The 21,057-nt window shown below is 33.3% G+C and carries 17 protein-coding genes; 14 read left to right on the forward strand and 3 right to left on the reverse strand.

Annotated elements, in window-relative coordinates; translation table 11 throughout:
• The 14 genes from O970_RS09540 to O970_RS09605 form a co-directional block, all read left to right on the forward strand.
• On the forward strand, positions 1-1,258 hold a 1,258-nt coding region (locus O970_RS09540; RefSeq protein ID WP_133459466.1), incomplete at its 5' end, for a DUF2345 domain-containing protein.
• Positions 1,259-1,269: 11 nt separating this feature from the next.
• The gene (locus O970_RS09545) at positions 1,270-2,163 is read left to right on the forward strand and encodes a hypothetical protein (protein WP_133459467.1); all 894 of its coding nucleotides are present in this window, start codon (positions 1,270-1,272) and stop codon (positions 2,161-2,163) included.
• 39 nt (positions 2,164-2,202) lie between these two features.
• Positions 2,203-4,056 (forward strand): hypothetical protein, encoded by a 1,854-nt coding sequence (locus tag O970_RS09550; RefSeq protein ID WP_133459468.1) that lies wholly within the window; start codon positions 2,203-2,205, stop codon positions 4,054-4,056.
• Between the two features lie 69 nt (positions 4,057-4,125).
• Positions 4,126-5,022, forward strand: a complete 897-nt coding sequence (locus O970_RS09555) for a hypothetical protein (RefSeq protein WP_133459469.1) — start codon at positions 4,126-4,128, stop codon at positions 5,020-5,022.
• Between the two features lie 107 nt (positions 5,023-5,129).
• Positions 5,130-6,896, forward strand: a complete 1,767-nt coding sequence (locus O970_RS09560; RefSeq protein ID WP_133459470.1) for a hypothetical protein — start codon at positions 5,130-5,132, stop codon at positions 6,894-6,896.
• 69 nt (positions 6,897-6,965) lie between these two features.
• Positions 6,966-7,862, forward strand: a complete 897-nt coding sequence (locus tag O970_RS09565; RefSeq protein ID WP_133459469.1) for a hypothetical protein — start codon at positions 6,966-6,968, stop codon at positions 7,860-7,862.
• 107 nt (positions 7,863-7,969) lie between these two features.
• Positions 7,970-9,736: a hypothetical protein gene (locus O970_RS09570; protein WP_133459470.1), complete on the forward strand. Its 1,767-nt coding sequence runs from the start codon at positions 7,970-7,972 to the stop codon at positions 9,734-9,736.
• Between the two features lie 69 nt (positions 9,737-9,805).
• Positions 9,806-10,702 (forward strand): hypothetical protein, encoded by an 897-nt coding sequence (locus O970_RS09575; protein ID WP_133459469.1) that lies wholly within the window; start codon positions 9,806-9,808, stop codon positions 10,700-10,702.
• A gap of 107 nt (positions 10,703-10,809) precedes the next feature.
• Positions 10,810-12,576, forward strand: coding sequence for a hypothetical protein (locus O970_RS09580; protein ID WP_133459471.1), 1,767 nt, complete (start codon positions 10,810-10,812; stop codon positions 12,574-12,576).
• Positions 12,577-12,645: 69 nt separating this feature from the next.
• A complete protein-coding gene (locus O970_RS09585; protein WP_133459472.1) occupies positions 12,646-13,542 on the forward strand; it encodes a hypothetical protein in 897 nt (298 codons plus the stop codon).
• A 30-nt stretch (positions 13,543-13,572) separates the two neighbouring features.
• On the forward strand, positions 13,573-15,417 hold the full coding sequence (locus O970_RS09590; RefSeq protein ID WP_133459473.1) for a hypothetical protein: 1,845 nt from the start codon (positions 13,573-13,575) through the stop codon (positions 15,415-15,417).
• Positions 15,418-15,740: 323 nt separating this feature from the next.
• Entirely contained in the window at positions 15,741-16,007 is a 267-nt protein-coding gene (locus tag O970_RS09595; RefSeq protein ID WP_133459474.1) for a PAAR domain-containing protein, read from the forward strand.
• Positions 16,007-17,230 carry a hypothetical protein gene (locus O970_RS09600; protein ID WP_133459475.1) on the forward strand — a complete coding sequence of 408 codons (1,224 nt, stop codon included), beginning with the start codon at positions 16,007-16,009 and terminating at the stop codon, positions 17,228-17,230. Before O970_RS09595 ends, O970_RS09600 begins: the two co-directional genes overlap by 1 nt.
• A 16-nt stretch (positions 17,231-17,246) precedes the next feature.
• Positions 17,247-17,528, forward strand: coding sequence for a hypothetical protein (locus tag O970_RS09605; RefSeq protein WP_133459476.1), 282 nt, complete (start codon positions 17,247-17,249; stop codon positions 17,526-17,528).
• A gap of 246 nt (positions 17,529-17,774) precedes the next feature.
• Here O970_RS09605 and O970_RS09610 read toward each other — a convergent pair whose 3' ends face one another.
• From O970_RS09610 to O970_RS09620, 3 genes are all read right to left on the reverse strand, one after another.
• Entirely contained in the window at positions 17,775-18,938 is a 1,164-nt protein-coding gene (locus tag O970_RS09610; protein WP_133459477.1) for a glutathionylspermidine synthase family protein, read from the reverse strand.
• 6 nt (positions 18,939-18,944) lie between these two features.
• A complete protein-coding gene (locus O970_RS09615; RefSeq protein ID WP_133459478.1) occupies positions 18,945-19,658 on the reverse strand; it encodes a DUF1190 family protein in 714 nt (237 codons plus the stop codon).
• A 667-nt stretch (positions 19,659-20,325) separates the two neighbouring features.
• Entirely contained in the window at positions 20,326-20,586 is a 261-nt protein-coding gene (locus O970_RS09620; RefSeq protein WP_133459479.1) for a hypothetical protein, read from the reverse strand.
• Positions 20,587-21,057: the final 471 nt, after the last annotated feature.

Genomic DNA, 21,057 nt, shown 5'->3' on the forward strand with positions numbered 1-21,057 from the left:
AAGTTTATGGTTGAGACTAGCTAAGCCCTATTCTGGTGAGACTTACGGCTTTCACTTCCCATTAATTAACGGGACAGAGGTCGCTATTGCATTTACCGACGGCAATCCTAATCGTCCTTACATTGCCCATGCTATGCACGACAGCAACCATGCCGACCCTGTCTCAACGGCAAATAAACACTATAATGTCATTCGTACTCCAGCTAACAATAAGCTGCGCATGAATGACAAACGCGGTCAGGAGCATATTAAGCTGGCAACGGAATACGGTAAAACGCAATTAAATCTGGGGCATGCTGTCAATAGCCAAAAATCAAAACGTGGTGAAGGTTTCGAATTGCGTACTGATGACTGGGGGGTAATTCGCGCAGGGAAAGGCATTTATGTTACTTCATACAAAAGAGAAGGTGATGAGGGGGTAAAAAAAGCGAGTCTAGATGCGGATGAAACAGTTTCATTATTAGAAGCAGGATTAAGTGTATCCCAACGGTTATCCGAGCGCTCAGATAGTCACCGAGCAGGAAAGCTCAAAGGGGTAGAGAGTTTTAATCTATTTGTACAATATACCGCTTCTGAAGCTGAAAGTCGTTTATCCTTTACCCAGCCGAGTATGGTGTTATCTAGCCCTAAAGGCATAGCCACAGTGACACCAGATAACATTTATCATTATGCTGAGCAAAATATATTATTAGCAAGTAAAAATGAGACTAATATTGCTGCAAATCAATCTATCCATATGAGTGCTGGTAATGAATATAGTGTACTTGCTAAACAAGATATCAAACTGTTTAGTGGTGAAGCCAAAGTTCAGCTACAAGCACATAATGGCGATATTGAAATCATTGCCGATAAAACGCTTAAAGTCATTAGTAATGATGACAAAATTGATATTAATGCTAAAAAAGAGATTACTATCGCTTGTGGCGGCGCTTATATTCGTATAGCGAATGGCAATATTGAACTTTATGCACCAGGCTTAATCAAACAGGGCGCACAGGGATTTCCATTTTCTGGACCAAAAGAGATGCAGCCAACACTTTATTCCTTTCCCGAACAGCAGCCACAAAAACCTTATCTTAAACAATTTCTTTTACTAGAGGAAGGAAGCGATCAGCCCATTATCAATCGGGAATATCAAATATTAAATAAAGCTAATCAGGTCATTGCCGAAGGCAAAACCGATGCACAGGGAAAAACAGAAATAGTCAACACTGGCTATGAAGAATCCGAAGTGATATTTAGATATAAAAAAGATTAGAGGATATAGCTATGCCTTCTTGGAGAACAATACAATCAATGACTTTTCCCTCTCAATCATCAAAAGTTACCACAAAAGTTAAGGAGGGCGCGAGGAAATTAGACAAGATTTTAATACGGAGAATACCTGTTAATTTGCGGGGCTTTGAAGTTGGGCATTTTTGGATTGAATTTTTGCATGAAGATGAAAATGAGATAGATGAGTCAATGAAAGCCTTTCGCCGAATTCGAAAAAAAGAAAGAGATATTGTGAATGAAAGGGGGAAACCCCTAAAAATAGCGACCAAAGCCAATGGTTTTCGTGAAAGTTATGGTTGGTATCCTGTTGAAACTCCTTTCCAACCCCTTAATATATTTAATAAGCAATTAATTATTTCCAGTGCAGGAACGTTAAATGGTGATCATCATAAAAGGAGAGAAAAAGATTATAAGGAAGAACTGACAGAATTAACCCCTACACAAGATAGGAATGCAGGTCGAAAAACGGTTAATAATGACCACTCTAGCCGCGCTTTTGACCCACATCAAAATGGTCATCATCATCCTGAAAATATTAAATTTACTACTAATCCTTATGTCCTGCCAGGCGATAAACGGTCGGATGAGGAGATATTTAATGATATTAGAACATTTGTAAAGCAATTTGATGAAAAGAAACAAGAATGGAGTTGGAGGAATGACAATTATAAGGAAACTAATTGTCATACGCTTTTATTTTTATTATTAGCTCATTGTAATTTGGCAGATCCGGATTGTATCGGAATGGGGCTAGATGAGCATTTTAAAAGTTATAAAACTTCTTTAGATAGTTTGAATAAATCTAAAGTTAATAAACAACTCCAAGAAAGAATGGTATTAATGAAAAAATTATTAGATATATCCCTAAAAGCGAAGTCAATGAAATAAGAATAATAAACTCAAATTAAAAAAAGAGACGAAAGTGATATGAAAAAATTTTTCGAAATATGTTTTATCTTTTTTTTATTATGCACAGGCGTAGCTCAACATGTTCTAGCAGAGGTAAATATGAGTAACCAACAAATAGCAATAATCAAAAAATTAAAGGCGCAAGACATTAAGCCAAATAAAGTCTATTTTCAAGATGAGTTTGCGCTTTTTATTGCTAATGAACATAGTTATCCTGAAGAAGATTTATTTTTATCACAAGAGGATTTAGAAGATAATCAGAGAATGTATACCACGGCGGTTCAGAATATTTCACAGATAAAGTTAAATGATAATTATCAATATAGTGAAATATGGCAGCGTAAACGTAATATTATTGAAATATTATATCCGACGGATGCTTTTCAGTCGTTAGAAGATGGCGTTTATTTCTATACGTTAGATGAGCATAAACAATTACATCAACATGCTTCATTTAAAGAAGTTTTTAAATTGCCTTGTTATTTACGTGTTGAAAAAAAACAGGGGATTGTGGTCAGTATTCAAAAAAGACCATTATCAACAATTAATCATTATATTTATCATTATTGGCCAAGTAATAATTTAATAAAACAGATTGAAATATCGTTATACGATAATGATTATAATGCTATTTTCTCTTCAGTGGTATATTTTGATGAAGTAACAGGAAAAATGACTAAAACAACTAGCAAGAATATTAAAACAGGTCGTTCTTCCATTGAGACTAATATTGAAAAAAATGGTATTTATAGTATTGAAGAATATTTTGATAAACAAGGTGTTAAAACAAATCGTGTGACTCGTTATGAAAATTCATTCGTTCGTGTAAAAAACGAGGTATTAAATGAACAAGGTAACGTCATTAAGACTAAAAGTTGGGAGCCAGAAGAGATCCTTGATCCTGAAAAAGATTTAGACGAACCTTATCCTTACAATGAATTAATGATGAATATCGAGGAAAGTAATACGGTGTTACAAAATAAACTATTTAGGCAAGGATTAGGAGATAGTCCTAAATATGATAAAGAAGCGATTAATCGGGTAAAATATCTAGGCATTCAGCCACATCAAGTCTATTATCATAAATTGCCGTTTCCTGCTTTTATGGTGGAGCGTTATAAAAACTTCCCGCATCAAGCGCCATTAACCTTAATAGAAGCTGAAAATCAATCGCCACGTGATAAATACAGTGATTTGATTCAGGTGGAAATAGGGGAGAATCATCAGTATAAAAAAATTATTAAAACCAAATGGCAGCAATCCGCTATATCCTTACCGTTAGCGCCGTTTAAGGGATTAGAGAATGGCGTTTATTTTTATACAATGGACGATAAAAAACAATTAACACCCTTAGCGAATGTCGAGCAGGCAGTGAGTTTACCTACTTATATCCGTGTTGAAAAAGTGATGGGGAAAGTCGTCTCTATCTTACAAAAAACACGAGTGCAGTGGCTGACTAACGAATTCGACTACAAAAAAAGTGCGCCAATTCGCAGCAAGTTAACCGTTATTGAAAGCCATTTAGTACCAAATTTAGTGATAGAAACGGAGTTTGAAAAAGGCAGCTATTTACCCCTAAAACAAGTCGTCAAAAATGCCCAAGGAATAACTATCAGAACATTTATTATGACGAAAAAGAGAGATCTTATCGCGATCTTAGAAAGATTTAATGACCAAGGAATTAAGACTAATCATATTGAACTATTTGAAGATGGGCAGGGTGGGTATCTCAAAAATCAACACCTTGATAGCAACGGTAATATCTTACTCACCACCGATGAATTTGAGGACAAAAATAATCCGCAACTCTATGATAATTTACCATTTAATCCCGATGGTTTTGAAACGATTCTATTTGAACATGTTGATTAGGTAGTCAGTTTTAGCTATGAACAAGTGCAGAGTGGTATTTAGATATAAAAAAGATTAGAGGATATAGCTATGTCTTGGGCAACGATAAAATCACTCACCCAACGCGCTCAATCATCAAAAGTTACCACAAAAGTTAAGGAGGGCGCGAGGAGATTAGATAAGATTTTAATACGGAGAATCCCCGTTAATTTGTTGACCTTTAATGTTGGGCATTTTTGGATTGAATTTTTGCATGAAGATGAAAATGAAATAGATGAGTCAATGAAAGCTATTCGCCAACAAGGATTAAAAGAAAGAGATATTGTGAGTGAAAAGGGAGTTCCTCGACAAATATCGACTAAAGCTAATGGTTTTCGGGAGAGTTATGGTTGGTATCCAGTTGGAACCCCTTTCCGCCCCCTTAATATATTTTATAACAAATTAATTATTTCCAGTGATGGGACGTTAAATGGCGACCATGAAAAAAGGAGAGAAAAAGATTATAAGGAAGAACTGACAGAATTAACCCCTACACAAGATAGGAATGCAGGTCGAAAAACGGTTAATAATGACCACTCTAGCCGTGCTTTTGACCCGCATCAAAATGGTCATCATCATCCTGAAAAAATTGATTTTACTACTAATCCTTATGTCCTGCCAGATGATGAACGTACAGATGAGGAAATATTTAATGATATTAGAACATTTGCAGAGGAATTTGATAAAACGACAGAAGAGTGGAGTTGGTGGTATGACAGTTACAGGGAAACCAATTGCCATACACTTTTATTTTTATTATTAGCTCATTGTAATCTAGCAGATCCGGATTGTATCGGAATGGAGCTAGATGAACATTTTAAACATTATAAAAAGTCTTTAGATAAAATTATTAAAAGTTCCTGTGATGATAGAACTCCAAAAAGGAAACAATTAATAAAAAAATTATTAGACATATCTAAAAAAGCGAAAGCAATAGAACAAGGATAAAAAATTAAAAAGGAGACAAAGGTGATATGAAAAATTTAGTCAGAATATGTTTTATCTTTTTCTTATTATGTATAGGAATGGTTCAATATAGCTTCGCGGAGATAAAGATGAATAATCAACAAACACAATTAATAAAAAAATTAAAAGCACAAGGTATTGTGCCAAATAATATCTATTTTCAACATGATTTTAGTCTTTTTTTCGAGGATGAAGATAGCTACCCTAAAGAAGATTTATTTTTTTCACTTATAGGTCTAGAAAACAATCGAAGAATGTATAGCATGGCGATTCAAGATATTTCTCAAATAAAGTTAAATGATAATTATCAATATAATGAAGTATGGCAGCGTAAACGCAATATTATTGAAATATTATATCCGACAGACTCTTTTCAGTCACTAGAGGATGGTGTTTATTTTTACACATTAAACGAGAATAAGCAATTACATCAGCATGCTTCATTCGACGACGTATTCGAATTACCTTGTTATTTACGGGTTGAAAAAAAACACGGGATTGTGATCAGTATTCAAAAAAGACCATTATCAGAAATTAATCATTATACTTATGATTATTGGCCAAATAATAAGTTAAAACAGCTTAAAACAGAATTATATGATAATGAACATAATGTTGTTTACTCTGCAGTAGTCTCTTTTGATAAAATAAAAGGCAAAATGCTCAAAGTGATTAGAAAAAATATAAAAACGGGAAATTATGTTATTGGAACTTATATCCGAAAAAACGGTATTTATGCAATTGACGAGTATTTTGATAAACAAGGCATTAAAACAAATCATGTGACTCGTTATGAAAATTCACTGTCGCGTGTAAAAAATGAGGTATTAAATAAACAGGGTAAAGTTATTAAAACTAAAAGTCACGAGCCTGAATTATTTGATTTCGAAAAAGATTTAGACGAACCTTATCCTTACAATAAATTAATGATGAATGTCGAGAAAAGTAATACGCTGTTCAAAGCTGAAATGTTTAAGCAAGGATTAGGAGATAGTCCTAAATACGATAAAGAAGCAACTGACCGCGTAAACTATTTAGGTATTCAGCCACATCAAGTCTATTATCATAAATTGCCGTTTCCTGCTTTTATGGTGGAGCGTTATAAAAACTTCCCGCATCAAGCGCCATTAACCTTAATAGAAGCTGAAAATCAATCGCCACGTGATAAATACAGTGATTTGATTCAGGTGGAAATAGGGGAGAATCATCAGTATAAAAAAATTATTAAAACCAAATGGCAGCAATCCGCTATATCCTTACCGTTAGCGCCGTTTAAGGGATTAGAGAATGGCGTTTATTTTTATACAATGAACGATAAAAAACAATTAACACCCTTAGCGAATGTCGAGCAGGCAGTGAGTTTACCTGCTTATATCCGTGTTGAAAAAGTGATGGGGAAAGTCGTCTCTATCTTACAAAAAACACGAGTGCAGTGGCTGACTAATGAATTCGACTACAAAAAAAGTGCGCCAATTCGCAGCAAGTTAACCGTTATTGAAAGCCACTTAGTACCAAATTTAGTGATAGAAACGGAGTTTGAAAAAGGCAGCTATTTACCCCTAAAACAAGTCGTCAAAAATGCCCAAGGAATAACTATCAGAACATTTATTATGACGAAAAAGAGAGATCTTATCGCGATCTTAGAAAGATTTAATGACCAAGGAATTAAGACTAATCATATTGAACTATTTGAAGATGGGCAGGGTGGGTATCTCAAAAATCAACACCTTGATAGCAACGGTAATATCTTACTCACCACCGATGAATTTGAGGACAAAAATAATCCGCAACTCTATGATAATTTACCATTTAATCCCGATGGTTTTGAAACGATTCTATTTGAACATGTTGATTAGGTAGTCAGTTTTAGCTATGAACAAGTGCAGAGTGGTATTTAGATATAAAAAAGATTAGAGGATATAGCTATGTCTTGGGCAACGATAAAATCACTCACCCAACGCGCTCAATCATCAAAAGTTACCACAAAAGTTAAGGAGGGCGCGAGGAGATTAGATAAGATTTTAATACGGAGAATCCCCGTTAATTTGTTGACCTTTAATGTTGGGCATTTTTGGATTGAATTTTTGCATGAAGATGAAAATGAAATAGATGAGTCAATGAAAGCTATTCGCCAACAAGGATTAAAAGAAAGAGATATTGTGAGTGAAAAGGGAGTTCCTCGACAAATATCGACTAAAGCTAATGGTTTTCGGGAGAGTTATGGTTGGTATCCAGTTGGAACCCCTTTCCGCCCCCTTAATATATTTTATAACAAATTAATTATTTCCAGTGATGGGACGTTAAATGGCGACCATGAAAAAAGGAGAGAAAAAGATTATAAGGAAGAACTGACAGAATTAACCCCTACACAAGATAGGAATGCAGGTCGAAAAACGGTTAATAATGACCACTCTAGCCGTGCTTTTGACCCGCATCAAAATGGTCATCATCATCCTGAAAAAATTGATTTTACTACTAATCCTTATGTCCTGCCAGATGATGAACGTACAGATGAGGAAATATTTAATGATATTAGAACATTTGCAGAGGAATTTGATAAAACGACAGAAGAGTGGAGTTGGTGGTATGACAGTTACAGGGAAACCAATTGCCATACACTTTTATTTTTATTATTAGCTCATTGTAATCTAGCAGATCCGGATTGTATCGGAATGGAGCTAGATGAACATTTTAAACATTATAAAAAGTCTTTAGATAAAATTATTAAAAGTTCCTGTGATGATAGAACTCCAAAAAGGAAACAATTAATAAAAAAATTATTAGACATATCTAAAAAAGCGAAAGCAATAGAACAAGGATAAAAAATTAAAAAGGAGACAAAGGTGATATGAAAAATTTAGTCAGAATATGTTTTATCTTTTTCTTATTATGTATAGGAATGGTTCAATATAGCTTCGCGGAGATAAAGATGAATAATCAACAAACACAATTAATAAAAAAATTAAAAGCACAAGGTATTGTGCCAAATAATATCTATTTTCAACATGATTTTAGTCTTTTTTTCGAGGATGAAGATAGCTACCCTAAAGAAGATTTATTTTTTTCACTTATAGGTCTAGAAAACAATCGAAGAATGTATAGCATGGCGATTCAAGATATTTCTCAAATAAAGTTAAATGATAATTATCAATATAATGAAGTATGGCAGCGTAAACGCAATATTATTGAAATATTATATCCGACAGACTCTTTTCAGTCACTAGAGGATGGTGTTTATTTTTACACATTAAACGAGAATAAGCAATTACATCAGCATGCTTCATTCGACGACGTATTCGAATTACCTTGTTATTTACGGGTTGAAAAAAAACACGGGATTGTGATCAGTATTCAAAAAAGACCATTATCAGAAATTAATCATTATACTTATGATTATTGGCCAAATAATAAGTTAAAACAGCTTAAAACAGAATTATATGATAATGAACATAATGTTGTTTACTCTGCAGTAGTCTCTTTTGATAAAATAAAAGGCAAAATGCTCAAAGTGATTAGAAAAAATATAAAAACGGGAAATTATGTTATTGGAACTTATATCCGAAAAAACGGTATTTATGCAATTGACGAGTATTTTGATAAACAAGGCATTAAAACAAATCATGTGACTCGTTATGAAAATTCACTGTCGCGTGTAAAAAATGAGGTATTAAATAAACAGGGTAAAGTTATTAAAACTAAAAGTCACGAGCCTGAATTATTTGATTTCGAAAAAGATTTAGACGAACCTTATCCTTACAATAAATTAATGATGAATGTCGAGAAAAGTAATACGCTGTTCAAAGCTGAAATGTTTAAGCAAGGATTAGGAGATAGTCCTAAATACGATAAAGAAGCAACTGACCGCGTAAACTATTTAGGTATTCAGCCACATCAAGTCTATTATCATAAATTGCCGTTTCCTGCTTTTATGGTGGAGCGTTATAAAAACTTCCCGCATCAAGCGCCATTAACCTTAATAGAAGCTGAAAATCAATCGCCACGTGATAAATACAGTGATTTGATTCAGGTGGAAATAGGGGAGAATCATCAGTATAAAAAAATTATTAAAACCAAATGGCAGCAATCCGCTATATCCTTACCGTTAGCGCCGTTTAAGGGATTAGAGAATGGCGTTTATTTTTATACAATGAACGATAAAAAACAATTAACACCCTTAGCGAATGTCGAGCAGGCAGTGAGTTTACCTGCTTATATCCGTGTTGAAAAAGTGATGGGGAAAGTCGTCTCTATCTTACAAAAAACACGAGTGCAGTGGCTGACTAATGAATTCGACTACAAAAAAAGTGCGCCAATTCGCAGCAAGTTAACCGTTATTGAAAGCCACTTAGTACCAAATTTAGTGATAGAAACGGAGTTTGAAAAAGGCAGCTATTTACCCCTAAAACAAGTCGTCAAAAATGCCCAAGGAATAACTATCAGAACATTTATTATGACGAAAAAGAGAGATCTTATCGCGATCTTAGAAAGATTTAATGACCAAGGAATTAAGACTAATCATATTGAACTATTTGAAGATGGGCAGGGTGGGTATCTCAAAAATCAACACCTTGATAGCAACGGTAATATCTTACTCACCACCGATGAATTTGAGGACAAAAATAATCCGCAACTCTATGATAATTTACCATTTAATCCCGATGGTTTTGAAACGATTCTATTTGAACATGTTGATTAGGTAGTCAGTTTTAGCTATGAACAAGTGCAGAGTGGTATTTAGATATAAAAAAGATTAGAGGATATAGCTATGTCTTGGGCAACGATAAAATCACTCACCCAACGCGCTCAATCATCAAAAGTTACCACAAAAGTTAAGGAGGGCGCGAGGAGATTAGATAAGATTTTAATACGGAGAATCCCCGTTAATTTGTTGACCTTTAATGTTGGGCATTTTTGGATTGAATTTTTGCATGAAGATGAAAATGAAATAGATGAGTCAATGAAAGCTATTCGCCAACAAGGATTAAAAGAAAGAGATATTGTGAGTGAAAAGGGAGTTCCTCGACAAATATCGACTAAAGCTAATGGTTTTCGGGAGAGTTATGGTTGGTATCCAGTTGGAACCCCTTTCCGCCCCCTTAATATATTTTATAACAAATTAATTATTTCCAGTGATGGGACGTTAAATGGCGACCATGAAAAAAGGAGAGAAAAAGATTATAAGGAAGAACTGACAGAATTAACCCCTACACAAGATAGGAATGCAGGTCGAAAAACGGTTAATAATGACCACTCTAGCCGTGCTTTTGACCCGCATCAAAATGGTCATCATCATCCTGAAAAAATTGATTTTACTACTAATCCTTATGTCCTGCCAGATGATGAACGTACAGATGAGGAAATATTTAATGATATTAGAACATTTGCAGAGGAATTTGATAAAACGACAGAAGAGTGGAGTTGGTGGTATGACAGTTACAGGGAAACCAATTGCCATACACTTTTATTTTTATTATTAGCTCATTGTAATCTAGCAGATCCGGATTGTATCGGAATGGAGCTAGATGAACATTTTAAACATTATAAAAAGTCTTTAGATAAAATTATTAAAAGTTCCTGTGATGATAGAACTCCAAAAAGGAAACAATTAATAAAAAAATTATTAGACATATCTAAAAAAGCGAAAGCAATAGAACAAGGATAAAAAATTAAAAAGGAGACAAAGGTGATATGAAAAATTTAGTCAGAATATGTTTTATCTTTTTCTTATTATGTATAGGAATGGTTCAATATAGCTTCGCGGAGATAAAGATGAATAATCAACAAACACAATTAATAAAAAAATTAAAAGCACAAGGTATTGTGCCAAATAATATCTATTTTCAACATGATTTTAGTCTTTTTTTCGAGGATGAAGATAGCTACCCTAAAGAAGATTTATTTTTTTCACTTATAGGTCTAGAAAACAATCGAAGAATGTATAGCATGGCGATTCAAGATATTTCTCAAATAAAGTTAAATGATAATTATCAATATAATGAAGTATGGCAGCGTAAACGCAATATTATTGAAATATTATATCCGACAGACTCTTTTCAGTCACTAGAGGATGGTGTTTATTTTTACACATTAAACGAGAATAAGCAATTACATCAGCATGCTTCATTCGACGACGTATTCGAATTACCTTGTTATTTACGGGTTGAAAAAAAACACGGGATTGTGATCAGTATTCAAAAAAGACCATTATCAGAAATTAATCATTATACTTATGATTATTGGCCAAATAATAAGTTAAAACAGCTTAAAACAGAATTATATGATAATGAACATAATGTTGTTTACTCTGCAGTAGTCTCTTTTGATAAAATAAAAGGCAAAATGCTCAAAGTGATTAGAAAAAATATAAAAACGGGAAATTATGTTATTGGAACTTATATCCGAAAAAACGGTATTTATGCAATTGACGAGTATTTTGATAAACAAGGCATTAAAACAAATCATGTGACTCGTTATGAAAATTCACTGTCGCGTGTAAAAAATGAGGTATTAAATAAACAGGGTAAAGTTATTAAAACTAAAAGTCACGAGCCTGAATTATTTGATTTCGAAAAAGATTTAGACGAACCTTATCCTTACAATAAATTAATGATGAATGTCGAGAAAAGTAATACGCTGTTCAAAGATGAAATGTTTAAGCAAGGATTAGGAGATAGTCCTAAATATGATAAAGAAGCGATTAATCGGGTAAAATATCTAGGCATTCAGCCACATCAAGTCTATTATCATAAATTGCCGTTTCCTGCTTTTATGGTGGAGCGTTATAAAAACTTCCCGCATCAAGCGCCATTAACCTTAATAGAAGCTGAAAATCAATCGCCACGTGATAAATACAGTGATTTGATTCAGGTGGAAATAGGGGAGAATCATCAGTATAAAAAAATTATTAAAACCAAATGGCAGCAATCCGCTATATCCTTACCGTTAGCGCCGTTTAAGGGATTAGAGAATGGCGTTTATTTTTATACAATGGACGATAAAAAACAATTAACACCCTTAGCGAATGTCGAGCAGGCAGTGAGTTTACCTACTTATATCCGTGTTGAAAAAGTGATGGGGAAAGTCGTCTCTATCTTACAAAAAACACGAGTGCAGTGGCTGACTAACGAATTCGACTACAAAAAAAGTGCGCCAATTCGCAGCAAGTTAACCGTTATTGAAAGCCATTTAGTACCAAATTTAGTGATAGAAACGGAGTTTGAAAAAGGCAGCTATTTACCCCTAAAACAAGTCGTCAAAAATGCCCAAGGAATAACTATCAGAACATTTATTATGACGAAAAAGAGAGATCTTATCGCGATCTTAGAAAGATTTAATGACCAAGGAATTAAGACTAATCATATTGAACTATTTGAAGATGGGCAGGGTGGGTATCTCAAAAATCAACACCTTGATAGCAACGGTAATATCTTACTCACCACCGATGAATTTGAGGACAAAAATAATCCGCAACTCTATGATAATTTACCATTTAATCCCGATGGTTTTGAAACGATTCTATTTGAACATGTTGATTAGGTAGTCAGTTTTAGCTATGAACAAGTGCAGAGTGGTATTTAGATATAAAAAAGATTAGAGGATATAGCTATGTCTTGGGCAACGATAAAATCACTCACCCAACGCGCTCAATCATCAAAAGTTACCACAAAAGTTGAGAAGGGAGTGAGGAGATTAGACAAGATTTTAATCCGAAGAGTCCCGGTTGATTTATTGACCTTTGATGTTGGGCATTTTTGGATTGAATTTTTGCATGAGGATGAAAATGAAATAGATAAGTCAATGCAAACTATTCGCCAAAAGCAGCTAAAAGAAAGAGATATCGTAGATGAAAATGGAGCCCCTCGACAAATATCGACTAAAGCTAATGGTTTTCGCGAGAGCTATGGTTGGTATCCAGCTAAATTGTCTTTGCATCCCCTAAACATATTTGTCAATAAAATAATTGTTGCCAGTGATGGGATATTAAATGGCGACCATAAAAAAAGGCGAGAAAAAGATTATGAACAAGAACTAACAGAATTAACGCCGACAAAAGATAGAACCGCAGGTCGCAAAACTGGTAATAATGATCTCTCTAGCCGAGCGTTTGACCCCTACCAAAATAGACATCATCATCCTGAAAAAATCAAATTTACTACTTTCCCTTATGTGCTGCCAGGGGATCAACGAACAGATGAAGAGATATTTAATGATATTAAAACATTTGCAGCGGAATTTGATAAAACGACAGAGGATTGGAGTTGGTGGTTTGACAGTTATAAGGAAACCAATTGCCATACACTTTTATTTTTATTATTAGCTTATTGTAATCTGGCAGATCCAGATTGCATAGGAATAGAGAGAGATAGGCATTTTATACGTTATAAAGCTTCTTTAGACAAACAAACTAATGATGCAGATGATAAGAGAATAGCAAGAAGAAAAAAATTGATAGAAAAATTATTAGATATATCAAAAAAAGCGAAGATGGTAAGCGATGGATAGCATACTTAATAAAAAGGAGGCGCAGGTGATATGAAAAATCTAGTCAGACGATGTTTTATCTTTTTCTTATTATATACAGGTGCAGTTCAATATGTATTAGCAGAGGTAAACATGAATTTCCAACAAACGCAATTAATAAAAAGATTGAAAGCTCAAGGCATTGCGCCAAATAAGGTCTATTTTCAACATGATTTTACTCTCTTTCTTGAGAATGAAGATAGTTATCCTGATAAAGATTTATTTTTATCACAAGAAGGTCTAGAAGACCATCGAAGAATGTATACCATAGCATCTCAAAATATTTCTCAGGTAACGTTAAATGATAACTATCAATATAGTGAAATATGGCAGCGTAAACGTAATATTATTGAAATATTATATCCGACGGATGCTTTTCAGCCGTTAGAAGATGGCGTTTATTTTTATACATTAGATAACAATAAGCAATTATATCGACATTCTTCATTTGAAGAAGTCTATGAATTACCTTGCTATTTACGAGTTGAAAAAAAACATGGCATTGTGGTCAGTATCCAAAAAAGACCATTATCAACAATTAATCATTATACTTATGATTATTGGTCAAATAATAATTTAAAACAGCTTAATATAGAATTATATGATAATGAGCATAATGTTGTTTATTCCTCTGTCGTCTCTTTTAATGAAAAAGGAGAGACGAACAAATCGATTAGAAAAAATATAAAATCAGGGAATTATGTCATTAGAACTTATATCGAAAAAGATGGTGTTTACGCAATTGACGAGTATTTTGATAAACAAGGGATTAAAACAAATCATGTGACTCGTTATGAGGGATCATTGGTTCGTGTAAAAAATGAGGTATTAAATAAACAGGGTAAAGTCATTAAAACTAAAAGTAGCGAACCTGAATTATTTGATTTCGAAAAAGATTTAGACGAGCCTTATCCTTACAATGAATTAATGATGAATGTCGAGAAAAGTAATACGCTGTTCAAAGCTGAAATGTTTAAGCAAGGATTAGGAGATAGTCCTAAATACGATAAAGAAGCAACTGACCGCGTAAACTATTTAGGTATTCAGCCACATCAAGTCTATTATCATAAATTGCCGTTTCCTGCTTTTATGGTGGAGCGTTATAAAAACTTCCCGCATCAAGCGCCATTAACCTTAATAGAAGCTGAAAATCAATCGCCACGTGATAAATACAGTGATTTGATTCAGGTGGAAATAGGGGAGAATCATCAGTATAAAAAAATTATTAAAACCAAATGGCAGCAATCCGCTATATCCTTACCGTTAGCGCCGTTTAAGGGATTAGAGAATGGCGTTTATTTTTATACAATGAACGATAAAAAACAATTAACACCCTTAGCGAATGTCGAGCAGGCAGTGAGTTTACCTGCTTATATCCGTGTTGAAAAAGTGATGGGGAAAGTCGTCTCTATCTTACAAAAAACACGAGTGCAGTGGCTGACTAACGAATTCGACTACAAAAAAAGTGCGCCAATTCGCAGCAAGTTAACCGTTATTGAAAGCCATTTAGTACCAAATTTAGTGATAGAAACGGAGTTTGAAAAAGGCAGCTATTTACCCCTAAAACAAGTCGTCAAAAATGCCCAAGGAATAACTATCAGAACATTTATTATGACGAAAAAGAGAGATCTTATCGCGATCTTAGAAAGATTTAATGACCAAGGAATTAAGACTAATCATATTGAACTATTTGAAGATGGGCAGGGTGGGTATCTCAAAAATCAACACCTTGATAGCAACGGTAATATCTTACTCACCACCGATGAATTTGAGGACAAAAATAATCCGCAACTCTATGATAATTTACCATTTAATCCCGATGGTTTTGAAACGATTCTATTTGAACATGTTGATTAGGTAGTCAGTTTTAGCTATGAACAAGTGCAAAGTGCTATTTAGTATAAAAAAGATTAAAGGATAGTGCTATTGAATAAACAAGGTAAAAAAGAAGGTTATTTGTGATCCTCTTTATGATAAAAAAGGCAATATCATTAAATTGACTTATGAAGTGTAGCCGTTTTATTGGCTTGCCTTCTTTTGAAGAAGTCGAGTGTTATTCAACACTTAAGATTGATACTATCAAAAAGTAAAAATAGTAAATCGTTTAGAACCAGAAAAATAAGTTATTGCTAGTCTTTTATTTTTAATTAAAAATCATCAAACTAAATAGGAATAAAACAATGAAAGGTGTAATACGATTAGGTGATCTAACCAATCATGGAGGTAAAGTGATATCCGCTTCAACAAAAATTACGGTGTTTGACAAAGGTGTGGCACGTGTCGGAGATATGGTGTTGTGCCCTATCATCGGTCATGGAGTGAATCCTATCATTGAAGGTGATGTCCAATTTACGGATGAAGGTAGACACATTGCATTTCATGGTCATAAAACAGCATGTGGTTGCGCATTAATATCCTCTTTATCTCATTTTGGTAGAAAAAGTTAATGGCTATTGATTTACGTTTATTACCTGAGCCTATTGTATTAAAAAAGGGGCTTTCTTGGGGATTTTGGCGTATGGCTTTATTGGCATTTGTGGTTATTGGGCTGATTTCTCTCTTTATTATACAGCTCACTATCCCCATCACATCCAAGTATATACTGATTGGTGTTGGTGTATCCTTTGTCAGCTGGTGTGGTGTATTCAGCCTTTGGCTATATAGTCGTGGATGCAAAGAGGTTTATGCTGAAAGTTGGAATCAACTTCGTGAACAACAAAAACAACAACTGATTGCCTTAGGGCAAAAACCCCTTTATGTGATTTATTGCCAATTAAGTTCTGAATTTGGGCAACATAATCATGCGCAGGCAATCGTCAATGGCTTATTTTCGATTGAGGCTAAACTGACTAGCTTGTCGGGCAATATTCAAAAAAACATCATTTATTCCCAGTATCCATTTAATGATTTAAAACCAAATGACTTTTATCAAAAAATTACTACGTTATTTGATGATTTACAGCCCATATTTACTATATTCAATGCTCCTATTTTTGATAGTAGCCTGAAAAATATAAGATTATTTATCGATGCTCCTATTTCGCATAAAGAGGTTCAACAAATCTGGCAAGAAAAATTTGGTGAACTAACTAAATTCCACTCTTGGCAAGTTATCGATGCCAAGTTTAGCTCTCTTTTTTTAGATAGTTGGTTAGATGATGCCCGTCATGATAATCATCTGCTATGCTGTATTAGTTTACACCTATTTCAATATCCTATCACTTACAGCGCTGAAGCAATGACAACCTTTATTTGCTTAGGCCATCAGCTACTTGCTGATAAGAAGATCCGTAACCATATACAAGAGAATAAATGGACACTCGCTGTTTTACATCGTACTGAAGAAGGAGACAATCTTGATCACGTATTAAATCAAGCAGAATTATGGGGTGGATTAAATGATAACCAACGTCAATTAGACAGATTATGGTTAAATTCCCTATCTTCGGATGCAAATGTTAACGTTTTATCCAGATATACAGATGATAGAGTGCCAATCAACAACAGTTATCAAATTAATGCACTTTTTGGTGTATCAGGTTACTGCGATTACTGGGTTACTTTAGCGCTGGCAATTGAATATACCGCATATACTAAAGATAGACAGTTAGTTATAGGAGAAAAAGATAAACGTTTTAATGCGACCGTGGTTAATACTCTATCACTATAATTAAAGAGAGATCATTATGATTAAAATGGTAATAGGTTGGATATCGATTTGTTATATTATCGCGTTTAGCTTAATCATATGGATTTGGTTTTCAGAAAGTGCCCATCTGAACACTATAGCCACCAAGATACAACATACATCGATTGTATTAATTATCCATATTATTGTCTCTTTTCTGGCGCTTGCGGTTGAGCTTACGATTAATTTATTCATTAATGATGTGCTTATTTCCAAAAGTAAACGTTGCATTGTAGAAAAATATAATCCACAGCCGCAAGCGACACAGCAAAAATTATAGGTACAACACCACTTTTAATTGATAGATATATCATCGAATACGGTAATGATGTAATAGAATCTATTGATAATCGTATTCCAAAATAACATGAATACGATTAATCTATCTTGATCTAGCCATGACCAGTTAATCATTAGCTCAAAAGGCGTATTTAAAGAGTTGAACTGATCATGTGCTATTTTCTTCCCTTTATTCATTAATTAAAATAAAGGGAACGGTTTCCGCTTAGACTTATATAGATACCGTTTAATCAAGAATAATATGCGGATAAAAACGCGATAAATCCTGTGTAATTAAACTGTGATCTTCTCGTAAACAAATACCACATGCCTGATCGTTGACTAACCAACTACCGACTAACGTATAACTCTCATTAAATTTAGGTAAAGGATGGAATTTTTGTATAATCATTCCTTCTTCACCATAAGGTCCAGTACTACTATCTATTTCCTCTCCCCCATTGATAATCTGGATATTTGCCCCTTCACGTGAAAATAACGGTTTTTTTACATAATTTAACATGGTTGGGCAATGACGATCGTCAGCAAAATAAGCAGGTAATAAATTAGGATGATTAGGAAACATTTGCCATAACATAGGTAATAATGCTTTATTTGATAAGACACTTTTCCACGCTGGCTCTAGCCATTTTACATTGGCACTCGCTAAGCTAGTGGAAAAATCCTCTCGGAACATAAATTCCCAAGGATACAGTTTAAATAAATGTGTGATCACTTGATCATCTAGGTTAGTAAATCGACCTTTTGGGCTTAAACCAATCTCATCAACATAAAGAAAATGATTATTTAAGTTAGCATCGTTAGCACAATCTTGAAAATATTGTACTGTAGCACGATCTTCATCGGTATCTTTACAACAACAAAAATGAAGCATATTAAAATTATGTTCATTTTTTAGCTGAGTAAAACGTTCAATAAGTTTATCTTGAATGCTATTAAATTGATCGGCATGTTGAGGCAATTTTCCTGCGTTTATTTGATCCTCAAACCATATCCATTGAAAAAAGGCACTTTCATACAATGAGGTTGGTGTATCGGCATTATTTTCGAGCAATTTAGCCGGACCATTTCCATCATAGGCAAAATCTAGGCGTGAATATAATGATGGTTGTTGACTACACCATGAATCATAGACAAATTGATGTACATGTGGCGGAATTTGAAATTTATTCAGTAATGCTTCATTTCTGACAACGTTATCCACTACTTCTAGGCACATTTGATGTATTTCATTTGTTGCACTTTCAATCTCTTCAATTTGCTTTAAAGAAAATTGATAGTATGCCTCTTCACACCAGTAACGTTCCCCATACATGGTATGAAAATTGAAACCATATTCTTCAGCTTTATCCTGCCAATCAGGACGTTCTTCTATTGGAAGACGAAACATAATAAATTAACCTCCATATGAACGGTAGGATGAACGAGATGAGCGATTATATAAACGATTATTTTTTTTAGAGGTTATTGAATCAGTTTTATCATCAAAATTAGGATTAGCTGCCATACGTTTAACCAATTCACCAAAACCACCACGCTTTATTGTCGAAGTCGTTTCAGGTTTAGGCGTAAAAACAGACCGATCCACTTTTATCGTTTGGTTAAAAATATTTTTACCATAACTCCGGCCAGCCGCATCAACAAATTTACCATAGGCAGGAGAATTTTGTGCTGTTGAAGTAAATATTGGCGTATAACCCAAAGGTTTTTTATTTGAAACTGGCATTAAATATCCATTCATTGATGGCATCCATTCGAAACCTCTATATCTATTGTTATTTGTCTTTATTGGTATATAATTAGTTACATGTCTACAGGAATTTGTACCAAACTCTTCTTCGCAATCTCGTCGGGTAGAATATTTAGGTGCAGTTTTTTGTGCCTCTATTAATGCATTTTTGTAAGTCGTTTTACAAACATCGGCAAGATTAGGGTTTTCGGCGATACATTGCCTCTCATTTTTATACACTTTAGCATGTATTATTTGCTCTTTCCCACAACCAGATAACATCAACATTGAATTCACTGCTAATGCAATTGGTGCAATACGAAATAAATGGTGCTTTTTCCTGAATTTTTCATGTTTGATATCTTTAGTTCTTTTTATCATTGTATCCCTTTATTGCTAAACTAACTTATTTATTAAAATTATTCCGCCAATTTCAGCCTAGAATAAGGTAAATTAGTGGTTTTATAAGATATACACCTCCACCCCCTATTTTCCAATATATAGGGCTATATATTATATAGCCAAATAGGCTTTATGTAATGAAAATTATTTAGTTAATAATGACAAGGTGGATAATTAGCTATATTCTGTTTGTTTTATAAAACAATGATAAAAGATGGGTTGTATTTATCCTATAAAGTAAATAGTTCAGAGGAATGCAATATTAATTAAATATGTATAGTTATAAAGCTTAATGATAAAAAAATAATAGATCGATATCGCTATTATTATTGTTGTTTTTATGGTTATTTATTATCCTACTAGAATAAAACGATGATTAAATCATCAACTATGATTAATTAAATTAACATTGATATATTAATAATATTTGATTGCTGACGATAAATAGTGCTTAGATGGGGTTGTCTGGTCTATTCTTCTTTTATAAAAAAGCCAAATTATTAATAGTCATGTTTATATAGAAATAAAGCACAAATTATATAATAAACATGAGTTAAAACGATGTTTATATAAAAAATAGATAAGAAATTAACAAAAAAGGATGCTGCACTATGCACCCTTTTGAGCAAGTAAGTTTTACACTAGATTATTTAATTTTGTGAGGAATTTTATTGTGGATACCTGTTGCAGTTATATCAATGATATCAACCGTTTTATTTATAGCGTTTATACCTTTAGAAATGTAATCTTTTGGAATACCCGTAATTGTTTTATCTGAATTGCCATGATTCACAATCAATGAGCCAAGACCATTAATTAATTTTAAACCTAATTTAACATCGGTACGATCTTTTATAATACCAGCACCAGAAACAGAATTAATTTCGTGTTCAGATAGTTCTCTCATAGTAAGACTCCTATTCTTCTTAATTAAATGTAATTATATTTAATGCTTAATTGGGTAAGCATTAAATAAACTACATAGAAATTTTATTTCTGTAAATATGATTAGTTTAGCTTAAATGCTTAAATAAACTAAATCATAAGCGTTAATTGGCTTAATAATTTGATATGGTTTAAATAATTTAAAATAAATCAAATAGTAATAAAAAAAAATTAATCACATCCATTTTTTTGGGTAAATGGAAAATTATTTGTAAATTAATTTTACATATAATTATCACATAGCTTGCAGTGTAAGAAATTTATTTTTATATATAATGCGTTACTAATTTTATATAAATTACCCTATTTCCTACTTATTTGAAGTAGGGTATTTCAATAATCTTAAATTATTTTTTAACATTAAAACATTTAATATACGGTAACTCGTTTAATATTTTCTTTTCAAGCGATTGCGACTTACTAGGGTAGCTAA

The sequence above is a fragment of the Candidatus Schmidhempelia bombi str. Bimp genome (assembly GCF_000471645.3).
Classification (GTDB): domain Bacteria; phylum Pseudomonadota; class Gammaproteobacteria; order Enterobacterales; family Orbaceae; genus Utexia; species Utexia bombi.

Excerpts from the sequence above, each read along its gene's own strand:
- O970_RS09545 (WP_133459467.1), top strand. The coding sequence starts at position 1,270 with ATGCCTTCTTGGAGAACAATACAATCAATGACTTTTCCCTCTCAATCA.
- O970_RS09550 (WP_133459468.1), top strand. The coding sequence starts at position 2,203 with ATGAAAAAATTTTTCGAAATATGTTTTATCTTTTTTTTATTATGCACA.
- O970_RS09555 (WP_133459469.1), top strand. The coding sequence starts at position 4,126 with ATGTCTTGGGCAACGATAAAATCACTCACCCAACGCGCTCAATCATCA.
- O970_RS09560 (WP_133459470.1), top strand. The coding sequence starts at position 5,130 with ATGAATAATCAACAAACACAATTAATAAAAAAATTAAAAGCACAAGGT.
- O970_RS09565 (WP_133459469.1), top strand. The coding sequence starts at position 6,966 with ATGTCTTGGGCAACGATAAAATCACTCACCCAACGCGCTCAATCATCA.
- O970_RS09570 (WP_133459470.1), top strand. The coding sequence starts at position 7,970 with ATGAATAATCAACAAACACAATTAATAAAAAAATTAAAAGCACAAGGT.
- O970_RS09575 (WP_133459469.1), top strand. The coding sequence starts at position 9,806 with ATGTCTTGGGCAACGATAAAATCACTCACCCAACGCGCTCAATCATCA.
- O970_RS09580 (WP_133459471.1), top strand. The coding sequence starts at position 10,810 with ATGAATAATCAACAAACACAATTAATAAAAAAATTAAAAGCACAAGGT.
- O970_RS09585 (WP_133459472.1), top strand. The coding sequence starts at position 12,646 with ATGTCTTGGGCAACGATAAAATCACTCACCCAACGCGCTCAATCATCA.
- O970_RS09590 (WP_133459473.1), top strand. The coding sequence starts at position 13,573 with ATGAAAAATCTAGTCAGACGATGTTTTATCTTTTTCTTATTATATACA.
- O970_RS09595 (WP_133459474.1), top strand. The coding sequence starts at position 15,741 with ATGAAAGGTGTAATACGATTAGGTGATCTAACCAATCATGGAGGTAAA.
- O970_RS09600 (WP_133459475.1), top strand. The coding sequence starts at position 16,007 with ATGGCTATTGATTTACGTTTATTACCTGAGCCTATTGTATTAAAAAAG.
- O970_RS09605 (WP_133459476.1), top strand. The coding sequence starts at position 17,247 with ATGATTAAAATGGTAATAGGTTGGATATCGATTTGTTATATTATCGCG.
- O970_RS09610 (WP_133459477.1), bottom strand. The coding sequence starts at position 18,938 with ATGTTTCGTCTTCCAATAGAAGAACGTCCTGATTGGCAGGATAAAGCT.
- O970_RS09615 (WP_133459478.1), bottom strand. The coding sequence starts at position 19,658 with ATGATAAAAAGAACTAAAGATATCAAACATGAAAAATTCAGGAAAAAG.
- O970_RS09620 (WP_133459479.1), bottom strand. The coding sequence starts at position 20,586 with ATGAGAGAACTATCTGAACACGAAATTAATTCTGTTTCTGGTGCTGGT.